Annotated in this window: 19 protein-coding genes; 10 read left to right on the top strand and 9 right to left on the bottom strand. The window is 62.8% G+C overall.

Going from position 1 to position 20,461, the window contains the following annotated elements; translation table 11 throughout:
• Positions 1–55: 55 nt before the first annotated feature.
• Positions 56–805: an SDR family NAD(P)-dependent oxidoreductase gene (locus M1E16_RS11415; protein ID WP_458129948.1), complete on the bottom strand. Its 750-nt coding sequence runs from the start codon at positions 803–805 to the stop codon at positions 56–58.
• Between the two features lie 196 nt (positions 806–1,001).
• Between M1E16_RS11415 and M1E16_RS11420 the strand changes: the two genes are divergently transcribed.
• Positions 1,002–1,919: a LysR substrate-binding domain-containing protein gene (locus tag M1E16_RS11420; protein ID WP_434604421.1), complete on the top strand. Its 918-nt coding sequence runs from the start codon at positions 1,002–1,004 to the stop codon at positions 1,917–1,919.
• Positions 1,920–1,948: 29 nt separating this feature from the next.
• Here the strand turns inward: M1E16_RS11420 and M1E16_RS11425 are convergent, their stop codons facing one another.
• Complete coding sequence (locus tag M1E16_RS11425; RefSeq protein ID WP_434568800.1) at positions 1,949–2,800, bottom strand: LysR substrate-binding domain-containing protein; 852 nt, start codon at positions 2,798–2,800, stop codon at positions 1,949–1,951.
• 242 nt (positions 2,801–3,042) lie between these two features.
• Between M1E16_RS11425 and M1E16_RS11430 the strand changes: the two genes are divergently transcribed.
• The 9 genes from M1E16_RS11430 to metC are packed head-to-tail and all read left to right on the top strand — an operon-like array spanning position 3,043 to position 13,163.
• Positions 3,043–3,885, top strand: coding sequence for a transporter substrate-binding domain-containing protein (locus M1E16_RS11430; protein ID WP_458129949.1), 843 nt, complete (start codon positions 3,043–3,045; stop codon positions 3,883–3,885).
• Positions 3,886–3,944: 59 nt separating this feature from the next.
• Entirely contained in the window at positions 3,945–4,796 is an 852-nt protein-coding gene (locus tag M1E16_RS11435) for a transporter substrate-binding domain-containing protein (protein WP_458129950.1), read from the top strand.
• On the top strand, positions 4,793–6,217 hold the full coding sequence (locus tag M1E16_RS11440; RefSeq protein ID WP_458129951.1) for an FAD-binding oxidoreductase: 1,425 nt from the start codon (positions 4,793–4,795) through the stop codon (positions 6,215–6,217). Before M1E16_RS11435 ends, M1E16_RS11440 begins: the two co-directional genes overlap by 4 nt.
• Positions 6,214–7,425, top strand: a complete 1,212-nt coding sequence (locus M1E16_RS11445; protein WP_458129952.1) for an aminotransferase class I/II-fold pyridoxal phosphate-dependent enzyme — start codon at positions 6,214–6,216, stop codon at positions 7,423–7,425. The genes M1E16_RS11440 and M1E16_RS11445 overlap by 4 nt, the downstream gene beginning before the upstream one ends.
• Positions 7,422–8,156 (top strand): amino acid ABC transporter permease, encoded by a 735-nt coding sequence (locus M1E16_RS11450; RefSeq protein WP_458129953.1) that lies wholly within the window; start codon positions 7,422–7,424, stop codon positions 8,154–8,156. Before M1E16_RS11445 ends, M1E16_RS11450 begins: the two co-directional genes overlap by 4 nt.
• Positions 8,146–8,934: an amino acid ABC transporter permease gene (locus M1E16_RS11455; RefSeq protein WP_458129954.1), complete on the top strand. Its 789-nt coding sequence runs from the start codon at positions 8,146–8,148 to the stop codon at positions 8,932–8,934. Before M1E16_RS11450 ends, M1E16_RS11455 begins: the two co-directional genes overlap by 11 nt.
• Positions 8,921–9,760: an amino acid ABC transporter ATP-binding protein gene (locus M1E16_RS11460; RefSeq protein ID WP_458129955.1), complete on the top strand. Its 840-nt coding sequence runs from the start codon at positions 8,921–8,923 to the stop codon at positions 9,758–9,760. The genes M1E16_RS11455 and M1E16_RS11460 overlap by 14 nt, the downstream gene beginning before the upstream one ends.
• 13 nt (positions 9,761–9,773) lie before the next feature.
• Positions 9,774–10,370, top strand: coding sequence for a cysteine dioxygenase (locus M1E16_RS11465; RefSeq protein WP_458129956.1), 597 nt, complete (start codon positions 9,774–9,776; stop codon positions 10,368–10,370).
• Positions 10,371–10,415: 45 nt separating this feature from the next.
• Positions 10,416–13,163, top strand: coding sequence for a cystathionine beta-lyase (gene metC, locus M1E16_RS11470; protein ID WP_458129957.1), 2,748 nt, complete (start codon positions 10,416–10,418; stop codon positions 13,161–13,163).
• Position 13,164: 1 nt separating this feature from the next.
• On the opposite strand, the gene M1E16_RS11475 is transcribed toward metC, so the two are convergent.
• The 7 genes from M1E16_RS11475 to M1E16_RS11505 form a co-directional block, all read right to left on the bottom strand.
• Complete coding sequence (locus M1E16_RS11475) at positions 13,165–14,292, bottom strand: glycosyl transferase (RefSeq protein ID WP_458129958.1); 1,128 nt, start codon at positions 14,290–14,292, stop codon at positions 13,165–13,167.
• Complete coding sequence (wecB, locus tag M1E16_RS11480) at positions 14,289–15,392, bottom strand: non-hydrolyzing UDP-N-acetylglucosamine 2-epimerase (RefSeq protein ID WP_458129959.1); 1,104 nt, start codon at positions 15,390–15,392, stop codon at positions 14,289–14,291. The genes M1E16_RS11475 and wecB overlap by 4 nt, the downstream gene beginning before the upstream one ends.
• Complete coding sequence (locus tag M1E16_RS11485) at positions 15,389–16,975, bottom strand: GMC oxidoreductase (protein ID WP_458129960.1); 1,587 nt, start codon at positions 16,973–16,975, stop codon at positions 15,389–15,391. Before M1E16_RS11485 ends, wecB begins: the two co-directional genes overlap by 4 nt.
• On the bottom strand, positions 16,965–18,248 hold the full coding sequence (locus tag M1E16_RS11490) for an NAD-dependent epimerase/dehydratase family protein (RefSeq protein ID WP_458129961.1): 1,284 nt from the start codon (positions 18,246–18,248) through the stop codon (positions 16,965–16,967). Before M1E16_RS11490 ends, M1E16_RS11485 begins: the two co-directional genes overlap by 11 nt.
• The gene (locus M1E16_RS11495) at positions 18,245–18,658 is read right to left on the bottom strand and encodes a GtrA family protein (protein ID WP_458129962.1); all 414 of its coding nucleotides are present in this window, start codon (positions 18,656–18,658) and stop codon (positions 18,245–18,247) included. Before M1E16_RS11495 ends, M1E16_RS11490 begins: the two co-directional genes overlap by 4 nt.
• Positions 18,655–19,323 (bottom strand): class I SAM-dependent methyltransferase, encoded by a 669-nt coding sequence (locus M1E16_RS11500; protein WP_458129963.1) that lies wholly within the window; start codon positions 19,321–19,323, stop codon positions 18,655–18,657. Before M1E16_RS11500 ends, M1E16_RS11495 begins: the two co-directional genes overlap by 4 nt.
• A 110-nt stretch (positions 19,324–19,433) precedes the next feature.
• Entirely contained in the window at positions 19,434–20,453 is a 1,020-nt protein-coding gene (locus M1E16_RS11505) for a glycosyltransferase family 2 protein (RefSeq protein ID WP_458129964.1), read from the bottom strand.
• Positions 20,454–20,461 lie beyond the last annotated feature (8 nt).

Consider the following 20,461-nt stretch of genomic DNA (forward strand, 5'->3'; position numbering starts at 1 on the left):
CGGCTGGGGTCTTCGATCCAGAACCGCACGGGCCGGGTGGGCCCGCCCAGATACATCAGTGAATCAGCATTCCACCGTTTACATCCAACGTGGTGCCCGTCAGGTACGAAGATAAATCGCTGGCGAGGAAGAGGGCGGCGTTGGCGACGTCCTGGGCCGCACCCAGGCGACCCAACGGAATACCTTCGATGATTGCGTGACGACGCTCGTCCTGCATGAGGCCGCCGGTGATGTCGGTGTGGATCAGACCTGGGGCGATGGAGTTGACCCGCACCTTGTCCGGGCCCAGTTCGCGCGCCATTGCCTTGGCCAGGCCCAGTACACCGGCCTTGGCGGCGCTGTAGTGTGGCCCACCGAATATGCCGCCGCCACGTTGGGCAGACACTGAAGACATGCAGACGATGCTGCCGCCCTGCTGCTCGCGCATCAGCGGGATCACGGCTTGTGACATGAGCAGGGTGCCGCGCAGGCTGACGTCCAATACCTTGTCGTAGTCCGACGCACGGATGTCGAGGGTCTTGAGGGGTTGGGTGATGCCCGCGTTGTTGATGAGAATGTCGATTCGGCCGAAATGTTCGATGGCGCGGGCGACGGCCCGTTGGACCTGCGCTTCATCGGCGACGTTGGCGGCAAGGCCGAGATGATTGTCACCCAGGGCGCTGGCGGCATCGCGTGCGGCAGATTCATCCAGGTCGAGAATCACGACGCGGGCGCCGTGCCGGGCGAACGTTGTGGCGGTGGCGCGGCCAATGCCACGGGCAGATGCGGCGCCGGTAATGATTGCGACTTTGCCTTGAAGAAGCATGGGAGAGATACCTCGGATTGTTTTTATTGGGTCGATTCGGCAAAAACCGATGACTCAGCTTCGTCCTGGTTCCCTGGCTGAGCAATGGCCTGAAAGTCATTCAGTGCTGAAAAAAATTCAGCACTCGCTGGCTTGCGGCTGGAACCTTTCACGGCGAAGCTCAACAATCATTAGAACTGTTGTGCAGGGACCTGCCATGCGTACCGATGCCGATGCCCCTTTGATTCTTCCACCGCTGAAAGCAATTCAGGCTTTTGAGCAAACGGCCCGGTTCAGCAATGTCGCCAGGGCGGCGGAAGTGCTGGACCTGACACCCTCCGCGGTCAGCCATCAATTGGCGAAACTTGAAGCGATGATTGGTCGGCAACTGTTTGTGCGTGCCGCGCGGGGCGTCACGCTCACGCCTGTGGGGGAGCAATACCTCAAGGAGGTGTCCGGGTTGCTCCATAGCCTGGCCGTCGCCACCGAACGCGCGGCCAGCGACGTGAGCCTGGACTGCTTGCGCCTGCATTCGGCGCCCAGCTTCGGGTTGTTGTGGTTGATGCCGAGGCTGGAAGCTTTTCGGGCGTCCAACCCTGATATCCAGATCAATCTTTCCTGCTCTTACGAATCGCTGCATTTCAGTCGGGACAAGATTGACGTGGACATCCGCCACGGCACTGCAAACTGGCCCAGTTATGAAGTCCGTACCGTCCAGAACGAGACCTTCGCGGTGCTCGCTTCGCCAAAACTGCTCGCGCAATGCCCGATCCGCAACGCGTCCGATTTGTTGAATTGCGACCTGGTGCTTTCGGAAGCCACGTTGCTCAAATGGCCGCAATGGTTTGCGCAACATGGCCTGGCGCGCCCGGAGAAGCCTTATGCCTTGAGCTTCGACCGGTCGTACATGTCGCTGGAGGCCGCCAGTCATGGCTTGGGGTTTGCCTTGGAAAGCACATTGCTGGCCAAGAAGTATCTTGCCACCGGCAGCCTGGTCGAGGTGGCACCCGAGGCGCTCAGCGCACCGGTGGCTGCCCATCACCTGGTGTTTCCGAAGGCCCACTCGAGCTTCCCCCGCGTCCGGCGTTTTCTGGAGTGGATGGAAAGTGAGCTGGGGCAGGGCTTCGCCTATTGACCGAGCGGGTCTTCCTGGGCAGCGATGACTCAATGCCCCTGATTGTTCCTGATCAGCTCATAAGCCCGGCGCACCAGCGCGTTGACGGTATTCGGCCGGATCCACAGGTGATAGGTCACATCCGGCAGTCGCGGCAGCCCATCGTTCTCGCCGAGCACACGCATGTCCGGGCCGAGCATTTCCATGCTGCGGGGCGTGACGCCCAGGCCGGCGCGGGTCGCGGCCTTGATGCCGATCAGGTTCGAGGCCAGGTAGGCCTGGCGCCAGGGGATATTGGCGCGTTCCAGGGCTTCGAGGGCGTAGCGCCGATAGATGCTCGGCTCGTCCACGAGGATCAGTGGCAGCGGTTCGGCGGGGTTGTGGAGGTACTGCGCCGAGCAGATCCACCACACTGGTGAGGTGCGCAAGGCGAAGCCTTCGAGGTTCGGATCCTGGCGGGTGGAAATGACCATGTCGACCTTGCCGCGATGCAGGTCGTCCATCAGGAACGGGCTGCGGCCGACATCGATTTCCAGGCGCAGGCGCGGGGCCGAGCGGGCGATGTGGCTGAGGATCGGCGGCAGGATCGTGTCAGCAATATCGTGGGGCGAGCCGATACGCAACACTCCGCTCAGGCTGCTTTCGCGCAGGGAATTGAGCGCATCGTCGTTGAGCGACAGCATCTGCCGCGCATGCCGCAGCAGCTGCTGGCCCGCTTCGGTGAGCTGCTTTTGCCGGCCACGTTTTTCGAACAACGTGACCCCGACCTGCTGTTCCAGGCGTTGCATATGCTGGGTGACTGAAGATTGCGTGCGGGCCAGTCGGGCACCGGCTTCGGCAAAGCTGTGGTGATCGACCACGGCGATGAAGGTGCGCAGCAATTCGAGATCCAGGGTCGCCATGGCTATCGCTTCATATCAAGACTGAAAACCTAAACATTACAGTTTTTTATGTATTGATTGCATTTCCTTTACGTGAACTTCGCTGTGGGCTAATAAAATAACGGTTATATGTTTTTCGCCTGTAAACCAAACCGGGCGAGTTATAACGATATGAGATATCTGCATTTCCGTTGGCTCCAAGCGGTACCTAGGATGCCCACTCATCAGGTCGGGGTACGCCGATCATCCATGAGGGGAAATCCATGTTGTTCGAGCGCTCACCTGTCAAACATCTCCTGCCTGTGTTGCTGGGCGCCTTGGTCTCTTTGGCAGCCGTCGACATTGCCCAGGCCGACGCCACCCTTGAGAAGATCGAACAGCGCCATGAGCTGGTCGTCGGCGTGCTGTTGTCCGGGGGGCCGTTCGGCGGCATCGATCCCGCTACCCAGAAACCGCGCGGCCTCAACGTTGATCTCGCCCAGGAGCTGGGCCGGCAACTCGGCGCCGAGGTGCAACTGGTGCCGGTATTGCCCGCCAACCGCGTGCAGTTTCTGCAACAGGGCAAAGTCGATCTGTTGATCGCCAACATGGAATGGACCACCGAACGCGGTGAAATCCTCGGGTTCGTGCCTACGCCGTTCTACCGTGTCGGCGGTACCGCGGCGGTGCTCAAGGACAGCCAGATCAGCCGCTGGGAAGACCTGAAGAATCAACCGGTATGCACCTCCCAGGGCAGCAGCTACATCAAGCCGCTCACCGAATTGGGCGTGCAGATCAAGGCCTTCAAGAGTTCCTCGGAGTCGCTGCTGGCGTTACGGGGCAACAACTGCGTTGCCGCCGTGCATGACGCCACGTTGATCAATCCGCTGATCGCCGACAACGCCGAGTGGCAGGGCTACCGCGCCCTGAGCCCGGAGCTGAACCCGGCCCCCTCGGTGATCTGGACGCGCAAGGGCGAAAGCGATACCCAGGCCAGGCTCGATCCGATCATCAAGCAATTGCACCGCAGCGGCTGGTTGATCGACGCCCAGGCCCGCAATCGCATCACCCCGGCGTCACCCGCCCTGGTCGAATTGCAAAAGCAGTTCCAGGCCAACGGCGCCTGAGCAGCGGCGCACTTGCAGCTTTCTCAACGATCCTCGACCGACGCGCAAGGTAATCGCCCATGTCTTCATTTTTCTCCCCTCGAACCCTGGCCGCCCTGTGCCTGACCTTGGCCGCCGGCTGCGCTGCCAGCCTGGCCCAGGCGGACGCCACGCTGGACAAGATCGAGCAGCGCCACGCCATCAGCGTCGGGGTGATGCTCAGCGGCGCGCCGTTCGGCACCATCGACCCCAAGACCGGCGAGCATCGGGGCTACAACGTCGAGTTGGCCCAGGGCATCGGCAAGGCGCTGGGGGTGGAGACGCAAACTGTTTCCGTGCTTGCGCCGAACCGCGTGCAATTCTTGCAGCAGGGCAAAGTCGACATCCTGATCGCCAACATGCAGTTCACCGAAGAACGCGGCGAAATTCTCGACTACGTGCCGACACCTTATGAAGAGGTCGGTGGCGCGGCGCTGATACGCAAGGGGGCCGGCATAGCGCAATGGGCCGACCTCAAGGGCAAACCGGTGTGCGTGTCCCAGGGCAGCAATTTCATCAAGCCGCTGCAAGAAAGCTATGGCGCACAGATCAAGGCTTTTCGCAGCCAGTCTGAGTCGCTGTTGTCGCTTCGCGGCAATGGCTGCGTGGCTGCGGTGCACGTGAGCCCGACCATGCACGCACTGTTGAGCGAAGCCGAGTGGTCAGGCTTTGAGATCCCGCTGCCGGGGGACCTGATTCCTTCGAATTCGGTGATCTGGCTGCGCAAGGGCGAGCACGACACCCAGGCCAGACTCGATGCCATCGTGCGCGACTGGCATCGCAGCGGTTGGCTGATCGAACTCGGCGAGCGCACCGGCATGGCACCGTCCCAGGCCCTGCGTGATCTGCACGCCAGGTATCAAGATGCGGCTCCCTTGGCCTCGCAGCCATGAGCCATTCACTCTTTTCGACCTTGCAGGCCCTGCTGGGCGCCAGGCATGTGCAACGCGGCGAGGAAGCCGCGCCGTACCTGACCGACAGACAGGGGCGTTACGTCGGGCGAGTAATCGCCGCGGTCCATCCGGGTAGCACCGAAGAAGTCGCGGCGGTGGTCCGGGCTTGCGCCGCGACGGCTACGCCGGTGGTGGTGCAGGGCGGCAACACCGGATTGATGGGCGGCGCCACCCCGGATGCCAGCGGCCGCTCGGTGTTGCTGTTGCTCGATCGGATGAACCGGATCCGCGCCGTGGACACCGACAATGACACCCTCACCGTCGAGGCGGGCTGCATCCTGCAAACCGTCCAGGACGTTGCCCGCCAGGCCGGACGCCTGTTCCCCTTGAGCCTTGGCGCCGAAGGCAGTTGCACCCTCGGCGGCAACCTGGGGACCAACGCCGGCGGCACCGCGGTGCTGCGCTACGGCAATGCCCGTGAACTGACCCTGGGCCTGGAAGTCGTGACCGCCGAGGGTGAAATCTGGGACGGTTTGCGCGGCTTGCGCAAGGACAATACCGGCTACGACCTGCGGGACCTGTTCATCGGCAGCGAAGGCACGCTCGGCATTATCACCGCCGCGACGCTGAAGCTGTTTCCGCTGCCCAAGGCCCAGGCCACCGCGCTACTGGCGTTCGACTCGCTGGAGCAGGCGGTGGCGTTGTTGTCCCATGCCCGTGCCGGTTTTGGTGCCAGCCTGACGGCGTTCGAGTTGCTGAGCGCCGAGTGTCTTGCGCTGTTGCGCGAGCAGTTTCCCGATGGTCCGCGGCCCTTCGCCAATGCTCGCCAGCCTTGGTTCGCGCTGTTGGAGCTGTCGGATAACCACAGCGAAAACCATGCCCGGGAAATCTTCGAACAGGTGCTGGGCGAAGCCTTCGAACAGCAGCTGCTGGCCGATGCGCTGATCGCCGAGAACCTCGTCCAGAGCCAGGCATTCTGGCAACTGCGGGAGAACATGAGCGATGCGCAAAAGCGTGCCGGTCGCAACATGAAACATGACATCTCGGTGCCGATTTCTCAGGTCGTCGCGTTCGTTGCCCATACCGATGCGTTGCTCCAGCAACATTTTCCCGGCGTGCGGCATTACACCTTCGGGCATCTGGGCGATGGCAACCTGCATTACAACGTTGCCCATCCGCTGGACTCCACGATTGACGCACACATGGCCCATTACGCCGCGCTCAGTCAGCGGGTGCACGACAGCGCCCATGCTCATGGTGGCTCGATCAGCGCCGAACACGGCATCGGCCAGCGCAAGGTGAACGAGTTGGGACGCTACAAAAGTGCCGTGGAACTGGACTTGATGCGCCGGATCAAGCAAGCGCTGGACCCACGCAATCTGCTCAATCCGGGCAAGGTACTGGAGGAGGCGCGGCCATGACGCTTCATCTGTCCCAGCGCGTGCAGCGTGTCTCGCTGTCCGCCAATGCCGCCGCCAAGTCCCGCGCCACGGCCCTGCGTGAAGCCGGTCGGGATATTCTCGACCTGACCACCGGCGAGCCGGATTTCGACACGCCGGCGCACATCAAACAGGCGGCCTGTGCCGCCATTGCAGCCGGGGCCACCAAGTACACCCCGACGCCGGGCGTGAAAGCCTTGCGTGTGGCGGTGCAACACAAGCTGCGCAGGGAGAACCAACTGGACTATCCGCTGGCCTCCATCGTGATTGCCAACGGTGCGAAGCAGATCATTTTCAACGCTTTCGCCGCGACCCTCGATGACGGCGACGAAGTGCTGGTACCGACGCCGTACTGGCCATCTTTTCCGGACAGCGTGCGTTTTAATGGCGGCGAGCCGGTCTTCATCGAGTGCGGGTTGGAGCAGGGCTGCAAGCTCACGCCACGACAGCTTGAGCAGCATATCGGCGAGCGCACTCGCTGGCTGATCCTCAACAGCCCTGGCAACCCCAGCGGTGCGCTGTACAGCGAAGCCGAACTGCAACGCCTGGCCCAGGTGCTGCGCCGATATCCCGACGTGCTGATTCTGCTGGATGAACTCTACGAACATATTCGTTTCGACGGGCTTGCCATCCAAAGCCTGCTCAATGTCGCGCCGGATCTGCAACCACGGTGCCTGATGGTGGGCGGGGTCTCGAAAACCTATGCCATGACCGGCTGGCGGATCGGTTTCGGGGCCGGGCCGCAGGCGCTGACCGACGCCATGAGCGCGGTGCAATCACAATCCACCTCCGGCGCTTCCTCGGTCGGCCAGGCGGCGGCGCTGGCGGCGTTCGAGGGCGGCCTGGAGTTTCTCCCGGAACAGGTCGCGGCCTATCGTCAGCGCCGCGATGTGCTGGTGAGCCGCTTGCGCGATGTCGCAGGCCTGGAAGTACTTGAGCCTCAAGGCGGCTTTTTCGTTTTTGTCTGCTGCGCCGGGCTACTGGGGCGCTATCGCCCGGACGGCCAGTGCCTGCAGCACGACGCCGATGTGGTTGCGTATCTGCTGGAAGAGGGCGTCGCCGGCGTCGCGGGCAGTGCTTATGGCTTGTCGCCGTGGTTTCGCCTGTCCATCGCCACGGCGACCGAAACCGTCGCCGAAGCGGGTCGGCGTATCGCCCACGCCTGCGGCCAATTGAGGAGCGAACCATGAGCCATTGGCTGGAGCGACTCGTCCAGTGGAGCGCCGGGCTTGGCCTCAACTACAACTTTCTGCTCGACGCCTATCAGCGCGGCACGCTGGAGCAGGGCGCGCTGACTACCCTGTGGTTGTGCCTGCTGACGATCGCCGGAAGCTTGCTGGCGGGTGTCGGATTGGCCGCCCTGTTGACCTCCGGCAAGCCTTGGCTGGCCAGACCTGCGCGAGTGTTTATCGAAGTCACCCGCAACACGCCGACGCTGGTGCAGCTGTATTGCGCCTTCCTGGTATTGAACATGCTGTTGACCCAGGCCGTCGGCGCGGCCAACCCGCTGACGCCCTTCGCGTGGGTGGTGATCGTGATTTCGCTGCACAAAGGCGCCTTCCATGCCGAGGCCCTGCGTGCCGGCATCGAAGCGGTGCCGACGGTGACCCTGGAGGCGGCCAGTTCATTGGCTTTCAACCACCGCCAATTGTTGTGGAGCGTGCAACTGCCGCTGGCCCTGCGTTTTGCCTTGCCGTCGCTGATCAACAACCTGATCGACCTGGTGAAAATGACCGCCGTGGCCTCGGCCATCGCGGTGGGCGACATCACCTACGCGGCGATCATGATCTGGACCCAGAGCGACAACGTGCTGGAGCTGATGATTTTGATCCTGGCGTTTTTCGGCCTGCTGAGTTTTACCGTCAATTGCGTCGGGCGCTGGCTCGAAGCCCGCCTGAGGATGCCCGGTTATGGCCATTGATTCCTCCGCTGTCCTGCCCGTGGCCTGGCCGCGTCGCCATCTCGGCAAATTGCTGCTGGGGCTGGGAGCGCTGTGCTGGCTGGCTTATCTCGCGCCGAACAGCCCGGTGCTCAAGGCGCTGTGGCAATGGTCGCCGGCGTTGGTCGCAGGGTTTGGCCAGAACATTCTCATCAGCCTGCTGGCCATCGGTCTCGGCTCGGTGATGGGGCTGCTGGTAGGCGCCATGGTGCTCTCGCCGTTGCGTGTGTTGCGCTGGCCGGCGCGGATCTGGGTGCAGGTCTTTCGTAATGCGCCGTGGCTGGTGCTGATCTATTTCACCACCTATGTGTTCCCGTTCGAGATTCGCATTGGCACGGCCTATGTCGCGTTTCCCGACTGGGTCAAGGTGACCCTCGGCCTGGCCCTGCCAGCCAGTGCGAATGTCGCGGAAATCTTCCGTGGCGCCATCGCCTCGATCCCCAGCACCCAATGGGAGGCCGCGCGATCCCTGGCGTTCACCCGTGGGCAGATTTTTCGCTCGATCATCCTGCCCCAGTGCTTCAAGCGCATGTTGCCGCCGTGGATGAACCTCTATGCGGTGATCACCATGGGCACCGCGCTGGCCTCGCTGGTGGGCGTGCATGACGTGATCGATACCGCGCAGATCGCCAGCAACACCGTGAACCTGACGGGCTTCACCGTGCTGATCTACCTGAGCCTGCTGGTGCTGTTCTTTGCCTACTGCTACCCGATTTCCCGTCTTACCCAATACCTGGAGCGACGTTATGCCTTCTACTGAAACCGTCGCCGAGCCCCTCGTCAGCCTGCGCGACCTGCACCTGTCGTTCGGCAGCAACCCGGTGCTCAAGGGCATCGACCTGGACGTACGCCGTGGCGAAGCCGTGTCGATCATCGGGCCGTCCGGCTCGGGCAAGTCGACAATCCTGCGTTGCATCACCGGGCTGCTGCAGCCCCAGCGTGGCAGCATCCGTGTCGGTGCCACCGAGGTTCATACGCTGGCCCAGGAGGCCCAGCGCATCGAACTGCGCAAGCGCGTCGGGTTCGTGTTCCAGCAGTACAACCTGTTCCCGCACCTGTCGGTACTGGAGAACCTGGTGATCGCGCCGCGCAAGGTGCTCGGCCGCAACCGCAATGATGCCGAAAAGGACGCGCGGGCCTTGCTCGCCAAGGTGCGCATGGAGCACAAGGCCGACGCCTATCCGGGGCAACTCTCGGGCGGCCAGCAGCAACGCGTGGCGATCGCCCGCGCGCTGGCGATGCGCCCGGAGCTGATTCTATTCGATGAAGTGACCTCGGCCCTGGATCCGGAAACCGTCGGCGAAGTGTTGACGGTGATTCGCGAGCTGACCGAGGAGGGCATGACCTGCGTGCTGGTGACCCATGAAATGCGCTTCGCCGAAGAGATCAGCGACGTCGTCTATTTCACCGAGAACGGCGTGATCGTCGAGCACGGTAGCGCCGCCCAAGTCTTCCAGCATCCCGCCAGCGAGCGCACCCGGGAATTCCTGCGCCACGCCCTGGGCGACCCGGGGCGCCGGCCGCCTCTCGTCCAGGACGACCCGTATCTGTTGACCAACCTGAGCCGCTATAGCCTGTCCGTCTGAAAAGGAACCTGCCATGAATACCCGTAACCGTGCCGATGTGATCGAGGGCTTCCTCAAGCAAGTGCGCGTCATTCATCAGCGTGGCGTCGACCGCGCCGCGCTCAAGCAGATCGTCGTGCTGCTGGAAGACCTGGCCGAACGCCGCGACCTGTTCAATTTCGAGGCGTTCCCGGCGCCGCAGCCGGGGCAGGGCAGCACCGCGTTTCGCTATCGCCTCAACGATGACGGCGACACCCCGACGCTGTACCTGAACTCGCTGCTGCCGGGCAAGAGCACCATCCCCCATAACCATGAGACCTGGGCCATCATCAGCGCCATCGAAGGCCAGGAAATCAACTACGTCTACCAGCGTGATGACGAAGGACGCGAGCCCGGATTCACCACGCTGCACTTGGAAAAGGAAGTGATCGTGCAGCCTGGAACCTCCATCGCTTTCCTTGGCGAGGACCTGCATGGCATTCGGGTCGCAGGCGAGCAACCGACCCTGCATTTCCATCTTTATGGCCTGCCGCTGGAGTCGCTCAACGGCCGTTACGGCGTCGAAGCTGATGGGCGAATCCTCAACTACAACGCCTCGCAGATGGCGCCGTCGATCAAGGCCTACGCCTGACGGCCTCTTGCCTTCCAGTCTTTCAATTTTTCCAGCGGGACTCCCATGAGCCAGACCTTGACTCCCCAGCAACTGCAGCAGTGGTTGTTCGACGGGCAGGAAATCGCCCTGTTTGACGTGCGTGAGCACGGCCAGTACGGCGAAGCCCATCTGTTTTTCGGGGTGAACCTGCCCTATAGCCGCCTGGAGCTGGAGGCTCGACGGCTGGCGCCAAACCTTCAGGTCCGGTTGGTGCTGCATGACCAGGATGGCGGGGACCTGGCGGAGCGCGCGGCGCAGCGCCTGCACGCGCTGGGCTACGCCAACGTGCACATCCTGGAAGGTGGCGCCGACGGTTGGCAGGCCGCCGGCTATCAGCTGTTCGCTGGCGTGCATGTGCCGTCCAAGGCTTTCGGCGAACGGGTGGAGGCGGTCCGTCACACGCCTCACGTCAGCGCTCGCCAACTGGCGCAATGGCAGGCTCGGGGCGAGCCGTTGGTGATCCTCGACGGCCGGCCGCTGGAGGAGTATCGCAAGATGACCATCCCCGGTTCGATCTGCTGCCCGAATGGCGAGCTGGGGTACCGCGTGCATGATCTGGTGCCGGACGAGCAGACCCCCATCGTGATCAATTGCGCCGGCCGGACCCGCAGCATCATCGGCGCCCAGACGCTGATCGACCTCGGTCTGAAAAACCCGATCTATGCGCTGGAGAACGGCACGCAGGGTTGGCATCTGGAAGATTTTCACCTGGAGCACGGCAGCCAACGGCGTTACGCCGACCAGGTGTCCGGCGCCACATTGCCGACGCAGCGTCTGGCGGCGACACGCCTGGCCGATCGGGCCGGAGTGCCGACCGTCGGCGCTGCCCAGGTCGAGCGGTGGGCGGCGGAGGCCGGGCGCAGCCTGTTTCTCTGCGACGTGCGCACCGCCGAGGAGTTTGCCGCCGGCACATTGCCGGGCGCGCAGCACACGCCAGGCGGTCAGCTGGTGCAATCCACCGATCTGTATATAGGCGTTCGTCAGGCGCGGGTGGTGCTGTTTGACAACGACGGCGTGCGTGCACCGATTATCGCCAGTTGGCTGCGGCAGCTCGGACATGAAGCTTTTGTATTGTCGGGCGGATTGAGCAGTGGCCTGGCGTTACCGCTTCCAGCCGTCGTCGCGCCAGCAGAACTGCCCAGTATCAGCGCGCAGGCCATGGCCGATGCCCTGAGGGATGACGCGGTGGCGCTGATCGACCTGCGTTCGAGCAGCGCCTATCGCAAAGGCCATATCGCTGGGGCGCGCTGGTCGATCCGACCCTTGCTGGCCGGTGCGCTGGCGGGCGAGCGGCGGCCGCTGGTGCTGGTCGCCGATGATCCTCGGCTGGCGGCCGTGGCGGCGCTGGAGCTATCGCGAACCGATGTTCACTGGCTCGATGGCGGGGTCGATGCGTGGCGCTCGGCCGGCCTGGCGCTACGAGAAGGCGCCGACACGTTGCCGGATGAACAGTGCATTGATTTCCTGTTTTTCACTCACGACCGGCATTCCGGAAACAAGGACGCGGCGCGCCAGTATCTGGCGTGGGAAATCGGCCTGCTGGCGCAAATGAACGAAGCGGAGATCGCCAGCCTCAAGCCGCTGCAGGGCCCGCCTCAAAGCGCTGCCGATGAGCGGATTCGCACCCGTCTGGTCCATGGCGCGCGCAGCGAAAAGGGCACCGGTGCCCGGTCCGTCAATGTGCCGGTCAGTCGTTTGAGCACGGTGCTGTTCGACAACCTCGCACAGATGCGCGACGCCCGTTCCCGGCGCGACAGCGAGCGAGTGCTGACCTACGGCGCTCGCGGCAACCCGACGGCCTTCGCTCTCGAAGACCTCATTACCGAACTGGAGGGCGGCTACCGCACCCGGCTGTTCGGTACCGGGTTGGCTGCCGTGGCGCAAACCTTCCTGGCCTACCTGCGGCCCGGCGATCATGTCCTGATCACCGATGCGGTGTATGCGCCGGTACGCCGCGTGGCCCGGGATTTCCTCGAAGCATTCGGCGTAGAAGTCGGCTATTTCGCCCCCGACGGCAGCGACCTCCCCGGACGGCTGCAAGCCAACACCCGGATGGTCTACACCGAAGTGCCCGGTTCACTGCTGTACGAACTCTGCGACTTGCCGGCCATCGCCGCGCTCTGCAAGCCGCGCGGCATCCTGCTGGCGGTGGACAATACCTGGGGTTCGGGCGTGCTGTACCGGCCGCTGGCGTTGGGCGCAGATATCTCGATCATGGCCCTGACCAAGTACCTGAGCGGCCACAGCGACGTGGTCATGGGCAGCGTGTGCACGCGCCAGGAGGCTTGGCCAGCACTGGCGGCCATGAGCGACACTTTCGGCAACACCGTCAGCCCCGACGACGCCTATCTGGTCCTGCGCGGCGCACGCACCCTGGCGCCACGCCTCGACACTCATGAGCGCCAGGCACTGGCGATCGCCCATTGGTTGCAGGCGCAGCCGCAGGTGAAACGGGTCTTCCACCCAGCACTGCCCGATCATCCCGGTCACGGTCTGTGGTTGCGGGACTTCAAGGGCAGCAATGGACTGCTGTCTTTTGAGCTTCGGGAAAATGACGACGCGTACCTGGAGCGTTTTATCGATGCGTTGCAGGTGTTCGGGTTGGGGGCGTCCTGGGGTGGGTTCGAGAGTCTGGTGACCGTTGCCGATACCCAGGATCGGCAGAGCGCCGAGGATCGGGCGTTGAACCCGGTGGTGCGATTGCATGTGGGATTGGAGGATGTCGAGGTGTTGATCGAGGACCTGCAGCGGGGCTTTGTGGCTGCCGGATGATTTACCAGACTTCTGGTTTCTCCAATGAGGCAGGCATGAGGTCTACCGCCGAAAAACGCTTGGCCCAGAGATGCGCCTGACGAAATTGCTGAACGGTGGCATGGTCGCTTTGACTGGCGAGCGCTGCAACGACAGTGTTGCGCAGGTCAGTCCCTTGATCCACGATCCAGATGCCCGGCTCCCGGTCGCGCAGGGCCATTTCACCGAAGCGGGTCGAGATGACAGGCAGGCCGAGGGCGCGGTACTCGTAGTATTTGATCGGGTCGACCGAGGCGGTCAGGCGGTTGAGCTTGAACGGAATCAGGCCTACCGAAAACGTTGCCATGGCCGTCATTGCATCGGCATGGGAACACTCGGGTAGCAGCTCGATGTTGGCGGGCAATACGCAGGGCGCCGGTGTGAAGACGGGGCCAATCAGCCGGATCCGGTTTCCAGGGTTGGCCTGGGCCAGCGCGGTGACCAGGTCCCAGTCGAACCAACGGCCCAGGGTGCCGACATAACCAAGCACCTGTTGTCTGGCGGCCAGGTCCAGGCTTTCGACCGGCGCCAGTCCGCGCACGTCACAGGCATTGAGGGCCAGTTCCACCTGGTCGGTCATGCCCAGGAGTTTATTGCGCAGGTGGCTGGAGGAGGCCAGCACTCTGTCTACCCGTCGAATAAGCTGCGCCTGGCGACGCTCCATGGACCGGCGTGACAGGCCCTGATAAAAGGCCGGGAAATCATCCATCGCGTCGTAGACGGCAGGGCTTGCAGGCATGCGTGCCAGCAGTTGCAAGGCCAGTTCGGAGGGTTTTCCGACACCTATCAGGCAGGGGCCGGCGGCGGCAAACGCCGCAGTCTCCTTGAACAGGTTGCGCCACAGTTGCGTGAGTAGCATTGCCGAGCCTGGAAGCGGCTCAATGGGAAGGCTCCGGGGTTTGCAAATGTGCAACCAGGGGGGAACGGTGACGCTGTGCTGATCGGCAACAGGCGGCTTGGACCTGATGTCGTTCAACGTGGGCAAGCGCGTCGGATAGGGGTCGATCCAGAGCACCTGTGCGCCAGTCTGGTGGTGATACCAGCTGACGAAATGATGCGGGCGCTGGCTGAAACTGGCCCATGGCACCGGGGACAGGTAGATCATTCTCATGGCTGAAGGTGCTGGCGCAGGACGTCGGCAATACGCGTTGCGGCCCTGCCGTCGCCATAGGGGGAAACGCCCCGCGCCATGCCCTGATAGGCCTCAGGGTCATCCAGAAGATGCTGTGCCTGTTCAACGATGGTGTCCCGATTGGCGCCCACCAACTTGACCACGCCGAGGTCGACCGCTTCGGGGCGTTCGGTTTCTGTCCTGAGTACCAGCACCGGTTTACCCAGGGCAGGGGCTTCTTCCTGCACGCCCCCGGAATCGCTGATGATCAGGTATGAGCGCTTGATTGCCGCGACAAACGGAGCGTAGTCCAGCGGTGCGCAGAGGATGATGTTCGGGGTTCGGCCGAGCAACTGATGCGCGACGTCCTTGACGTTCGGGTTGGGGTGGACGGGATAAAGAATCTGGATGTCCGGGTTCCGTTCTGCCAGGCGCTTGAGTGCCTGGCAGATATCCTGGAACGGTTCGCCGAAGTTTTCCCGACGATGGCAGGTCACCAGCACCATGCGTCTGTGCGCATCGAGTGGGACGGTCAAGGCCGAGTCCTGTGCCGCGGTCATCAGCAAGGCATCGATCACGGTATTGCCGGTCAGGGTGATATCGCTGGCGGCAACACCTTCGCCCAGCAGGTTGGCCACGGCGCCCTGGGTCGGCGCGAAATGCCAGCGGGCCAGCTTGCCGGCGATCACCCGGTTGGCCTCCTCGGGGAACGGATTGTACAAGTCCCCGGTACGCAGGCCCGCTTCGACATGGCCGAAGGGAATTCGCAGGTAGAAACACGCCAGTGCGGCGCTCATGACGGTGGTCGTGTCACCTTGAGCCAGTACTACATCGGGTTTCTCGGCTTGCAGAACGCCGTCGAGTTCACGCAGCAGGCGTGAGGTCAGCGCTGCCAGAGACTGGTTGGGACGCATGATGTCCAGGTCGAGGTCGGCATTGATCGCAAAGCCTTTCAGTATCTGGTCGAGCAGGCCGCGGTGCTGGGCGGTGGCGAGCACCCGGCACTCGATGTTTTTCTCGGCCTTGAGGGCGTTGATCACCGGGGCCATCTTGATGGCTTCGGGGCGTGTACCGACGATGCAGAGTACTTTGCGGGTCATGACTGCTGATTTCCTATCATTGTTGTCAGAGAGCGTGCTATCCGGTCCGCGTTGGCCATCAGGGTCAACGTGTGCGATTTCTCGGTTAGGCTGGGCAGACAGGCGCCGTCGACGACATGCACGCCCTCGAGGCCTGCGACCTGGCCAAGGCGATCGGTCTGGCCAATCTTCGGCGCCGAGTGCATGGGCAGGGTTCCCGCATAGTGGATATCTGCTCCCGGTCTGCCGACGGTGAAGCTCATGGGCATCAACAGCGCGCCCATCTTCCAATAGATCCGGCGCAGCCTGGTCTCGGCGGCTTTCATGATCCCGGGGAGCTCGGGATGCACTTGGCCGGTGATGCTCAACGAACCGTCGGGGCGCAGCACCGCCGTGTTGCTGGACAGCTGCCCGGGAAGGAAGAGGTTGCCGACGACGCACGCGCTGAGCAGGTTCCTCAGCAATTCGATGCTGTAGCGTTTGCTCATGGGAATCCGGCTGACGAACTCGGTCATGGGCAAGCCCGTGGTGCTGAACGTCGAACCGAAAGCTGTGGCGCCGGACTTCAACTCCAGAGTGAACGAGAGCTGGCCCAGGCCAAATGCCGGCACTCTAGGGGTGCCGAGCATTCTTGGCAGCCATAGCAGGAAGGCCGCCGTCGGTGATGACAGCAGCGGCACCGGTGCCGAATGGTTCAGGCACTTGAGGACGAGCCGGGTCGAGGCCAGTGTGCCGGCCGCCAGCAACAGGCGCGCACCGCGCAAGCGCCGGGCGGAGCGATGATCGGTGATGGTCCATGCGTCGTCCTGTTTCAGCAGATCCTCCACCAGGAAATTCTGGACGTGCTGGAACCCAGGGTATTGCTTGAGTTTTCGCAGCTCTTGCGAGGCGCTGTACAAGGCTTGGTGGTGACAGCCCCACAAGCAGTTTCCAGAAAGATCGCAGGCCTTGCGCTCGTCGAGGGGCTGGCTCAAGGCGGCGACCCTTGAACGGCCAAGGCGAAACCCCAGGTCGGGAAACACCGCTCGGCGCCGGGTGTAGCGGTCGAGCAAGCGCTGATGCAGGTTGTCCAGCGGCAGGGGTGGTTGCGACCACTCATCCAGACCGAAGTAGCTGGAGAGATCGTCGTTGAGCCGGCCACTGATACCGATCCGGCGCGCAATCGTTTCGTAGGACGCCTGCATCTCGGAATAATCGATGGGCAGCCCGGCAAAGTCACCGGCGCCCAGCGTTGCCACGCCGCAACCCCAGGCATTGGACAGGCCTCCGGTGGCCAGTGATCCGATGCCGATGAAGTTTTCGGTCTCGATGCGATTGCCGGCGCTGAACCCTTCGAAGACATGGGCGTGGGTCGGCGTCTTCAGCTTGGGCGATACGGCGTCCAGTTGGTCCAGGGCGTGGAAGTTTTCGCCGATCATCCATTTCCACTGATGCGCGTCGTTGGCCCTGGCACCGAGGAATGGCCGGGTTGGCGGCGCCGGTGAGTCGCTGTTGGCCTGGGCATCGACCATGAGCACTCGCAGGCCCGCCTTGACCAGCGGATAGGCCGCCGAAGTCCCGGCTGGGCCGCTGCCGACAATGATCACATCGAACTCAGGCTTCACGGTGGGCTTCACTTCCAAGCAGCAGCGGGCGGGCACAAGCACGGCACGACAACGCCGCGATCTTCCAGACCAACGCTTTGACCGAGGTGAGTCCCAACGCAGCCAGCGTGGCGACAAGGCTGTGCGGCCACCGGGTGCCGAGAAACACCTGCGCGCCTTGGGGGCTGGCTTCGGCGATACCGAGTGCAACCTGCAGGCGCCAGGCCAGTTCCTGGCCCTCGGGCGTGCCCAGGACGCCGGGGTTGTCCAGCAGCGTCAAGAGTATCGGCCAGCCCATCAGCAGGCGTGAGTGAATGACGGGACGGGTTTTGCCCGCACGCTCCAGTGCCCTTGCATAGCGCCTTACCAGGCTTTTTTGCGGCGGGCGCTTGAGCAGGTAGCCCAAGAGCACCGCCGCTTCCTGTAGCAGGCCTCGACGTTGCCCATGGCCGGAGCGATGCATGCCGTGGGCAAGGGGGCGCAACGCGATGCCGAGTTTTTCCAGGGAACGCTCGCTGTCCATGGGCGGCAGATGAATAAGGGAAAAGATCCGCTCCAGGCCCAGTTTTCTGCTCAAGGACCGTCCGAGTATCAGCCGCAACAGCCTGAGCAATGCCACCGGCAGAGGGATTGGCATGCGCACGGCGCGGACCCGGTGCGTCGCAATGGCGCTCAGGAAGCGCCCAAAGGCAATCGGTTTTACGGCACCCAGCGTGAGGACCTCACCATGAACGTCGTCCCGCTCGGCGATGGCCAGTATCGCGGCCGCGAGGTCGTCGACATGGATGGGCTGCACGCGAGGCGCTGGCATGAGGATCGGAATGAACGGGCTCCGGCGAACCAGCCCGGTCAACAGGCCAAAAAGCCCGCGTTCGGGGCCGCCGTACACTTGCCCGGGGCGGATCACGGTACCCCCGGCGGCGAGCACATGCTGCTCGATACGCCACTTGGTCCGGCCATAAACGCTCGGGGCCGTGGCCCCGGCGGTTTGGCTGGAAATGAAGATGAACCTGGCCGAGCCTTGTCGGGCGCAATCGATCAGCGCCAGGGCCGCGTTTATTTCAGCGTCCGCGTTAGTGTCAGTATCGGGTGACGTGTCGGCCGCCAGATGGATCAGCGCCTGAGTTCCGGCCGGGCATTCGGGCGCCGGGCCCCGCAGGTCATAAGGCAGCCAGGCATAGGGGGCAGGGCACGGCTTGCGGGTGGCGCAAATGACTTCGTGACCGCTTGCCGCCGCGAGGGCAGTCAAGCGTCGTCCGATGTAGCCGGTCGCGCCGGTAATCAGTAGCGTCATGGTCGTGCGCCTTCGGCTCGGTCAGCGGGAGCCGGCGGGTGCGTATCGGTACGAAACACGAACCGCTTGCTGATCCAGTAGGTCAGTGCTACGCAGATCACGTCGCTGACTAATTTCACCGGGACAGGGTTATCGATGAGGTACAGCCCCGCGCTGAGCAGCACCGAAGCGAGCGGAATATTGATGGCGAGCAACGAAAAATAGCGCAGCGCTTGAGCCTTGCTGCCGACGCGTGTCGACTGGAATGTGAAATGCCGATGCGAAAAGAACGCGAACGTCCCGGCCACGACTTTGCCAGCGACGTTGGCCAGCACGGGTTGGTTGTCGAATAGCGCGAGCAGCAACAAAAACGTCCCCATGTCCAACCCATAGGCCACGAGTTGGATGACGCCGTATCGGATAAAGGTCAAGACGTCCTCCGGATCACCACGATGTGGTGCAAGGCCAGTATCCGGCGCAGCGGATACAGCAGTTTTTCAATGACCTTGAGCACAGGGATGAATACGTCAGGCAATAGCTGGCGAAAGTTCAGGCCGCCGGAAATCAGGTAACGCAGATAATTGCCGCAGATTTCCTGGTGGACGATCTCCAGGCCCGGGTACTTACCCTCGAATGCCTGCCGGTCGCGAACGAAAACGATGTAGCTGAGGGCCTGGTTGGCGCCGTTCATGGGGCCGGTCGCCGGTGTGTCCCAAGAGGGGAAGTGCATGTCGAAGCCTTCGGACTTGAACAGGCGCTTATAGAGGAACGCGGCAAAGGGGCCGTGAAAGGGCTCGATCAGAATGGCCCCGCCGCCGATCCTGAGCGTCCTTTCCAGCTCCGTGAAAAAACGCTCGGGGTAAGGAAAGTGGTGAAAACAGTTCTGGCCATAAAAGGCCCTGACCGAATCATCGTCCAGGCTCATTGCCTGGGCATCGAGCGCCATGTCGAGTTTCTCGCTGGCGACAACGTCCGTGGCCAATACGTGCGGGTACGAATCGCGCATGGGCGCGATGCCCGCTCCCAACTCCACCTCAAGACCCCCGACCTGGAAGTAGCGGTCTGCCAGTCGACGGAACGCGTGGTGGAATTCCACGAAGACTTCCCTGAGCATTTGCTTGCGTTCAAGCACCTTGCCGTGAAGTTCGAGGCGTTCGCAGCCATCGACATCCAGCGCCTTGAGCGACGGGTCCGATAAAAAATCTCTTAGCGCTTTAATGACTTTTCTTCCCGCAATGAAGTGGCCCTGCGCCTGGAATGCCGAGGCCTGTTGGGGACCGAGGCGATGTCGTAACCGAGAAACGCCATGATCAATTGCAGCCCCATGAGCATGGGCAATGCGCTGAGCATCACGGTGCCGGCTGGCGTCGCGACGCCATGCTGCGCCGACTCGAACCAGTGGTAACTGCCGAACAGGATGCCGAACACGAACATCAGGATTCCGATCGGCAGCTCGATCGAAGCCAGGGACATGTCGCGCAAGTAGTAGTTGTAGAGCACGCGCTTGGTGAAGTTGCGCAGGTGCTTGAAGAGAAATTCGCCGACGATTTTCGAGATCTTCAGGTGACTGACCTCATCGCCGTAGCGGGCTTCCATCGGAATATCCACTACCACCGCGCGCACGGTGTTCAGGCGGAACAGAATGTCGGTCTCGAAAAAATAGCGTTGGCTGACCTTGTCCAGGGGCAGCAGCCTGGCGACGTCACGGTGAATCGCGGTATAGCCGTTGGTCGGGTCGAACAGATCCCAGTAACCCGTCGACAGTTTGGCCATCAACGACAACACGGCATTGCCGAACAGTCGAATTCGCGGCATCGACTGGACTTCCTCCAGGTCGAAAAACCGATTGCCCTTGGTGTAGTCGGCTTCACCCGCCAGGATAGGTTCGATGAACAGCGGAATCAGGGTCGGGTCCATCTGACCGTCGCCGTCGACCTTGACGATGATACTCGCGCCGTCAGCGAGGGCTGCTCGATAGCCGGTCATGACCGCACCCCCCACACCTTTGTTGATGTCATGGGGCAGCACCTTGACCCTAGGGTCGTTACAGGAGGCCAGGACATGCCCGCCCGAACCGTCCGGGCAGGCATCGTCAACGACATAGATGCGCCAGACCTCCGGCCCGATGGCGTCGATGACGCCGACGATGTGTGCGGTGACCCGATAGCTGGGGATGACGACGGCAACGCGTAGTTCATCCGTGAAAATCGCTGTTGTTGTGTTCATCGATTCGC

It is taken from the genome of Pseudomonas sp. Z2-11 (genome assembly GCF_054161305.1).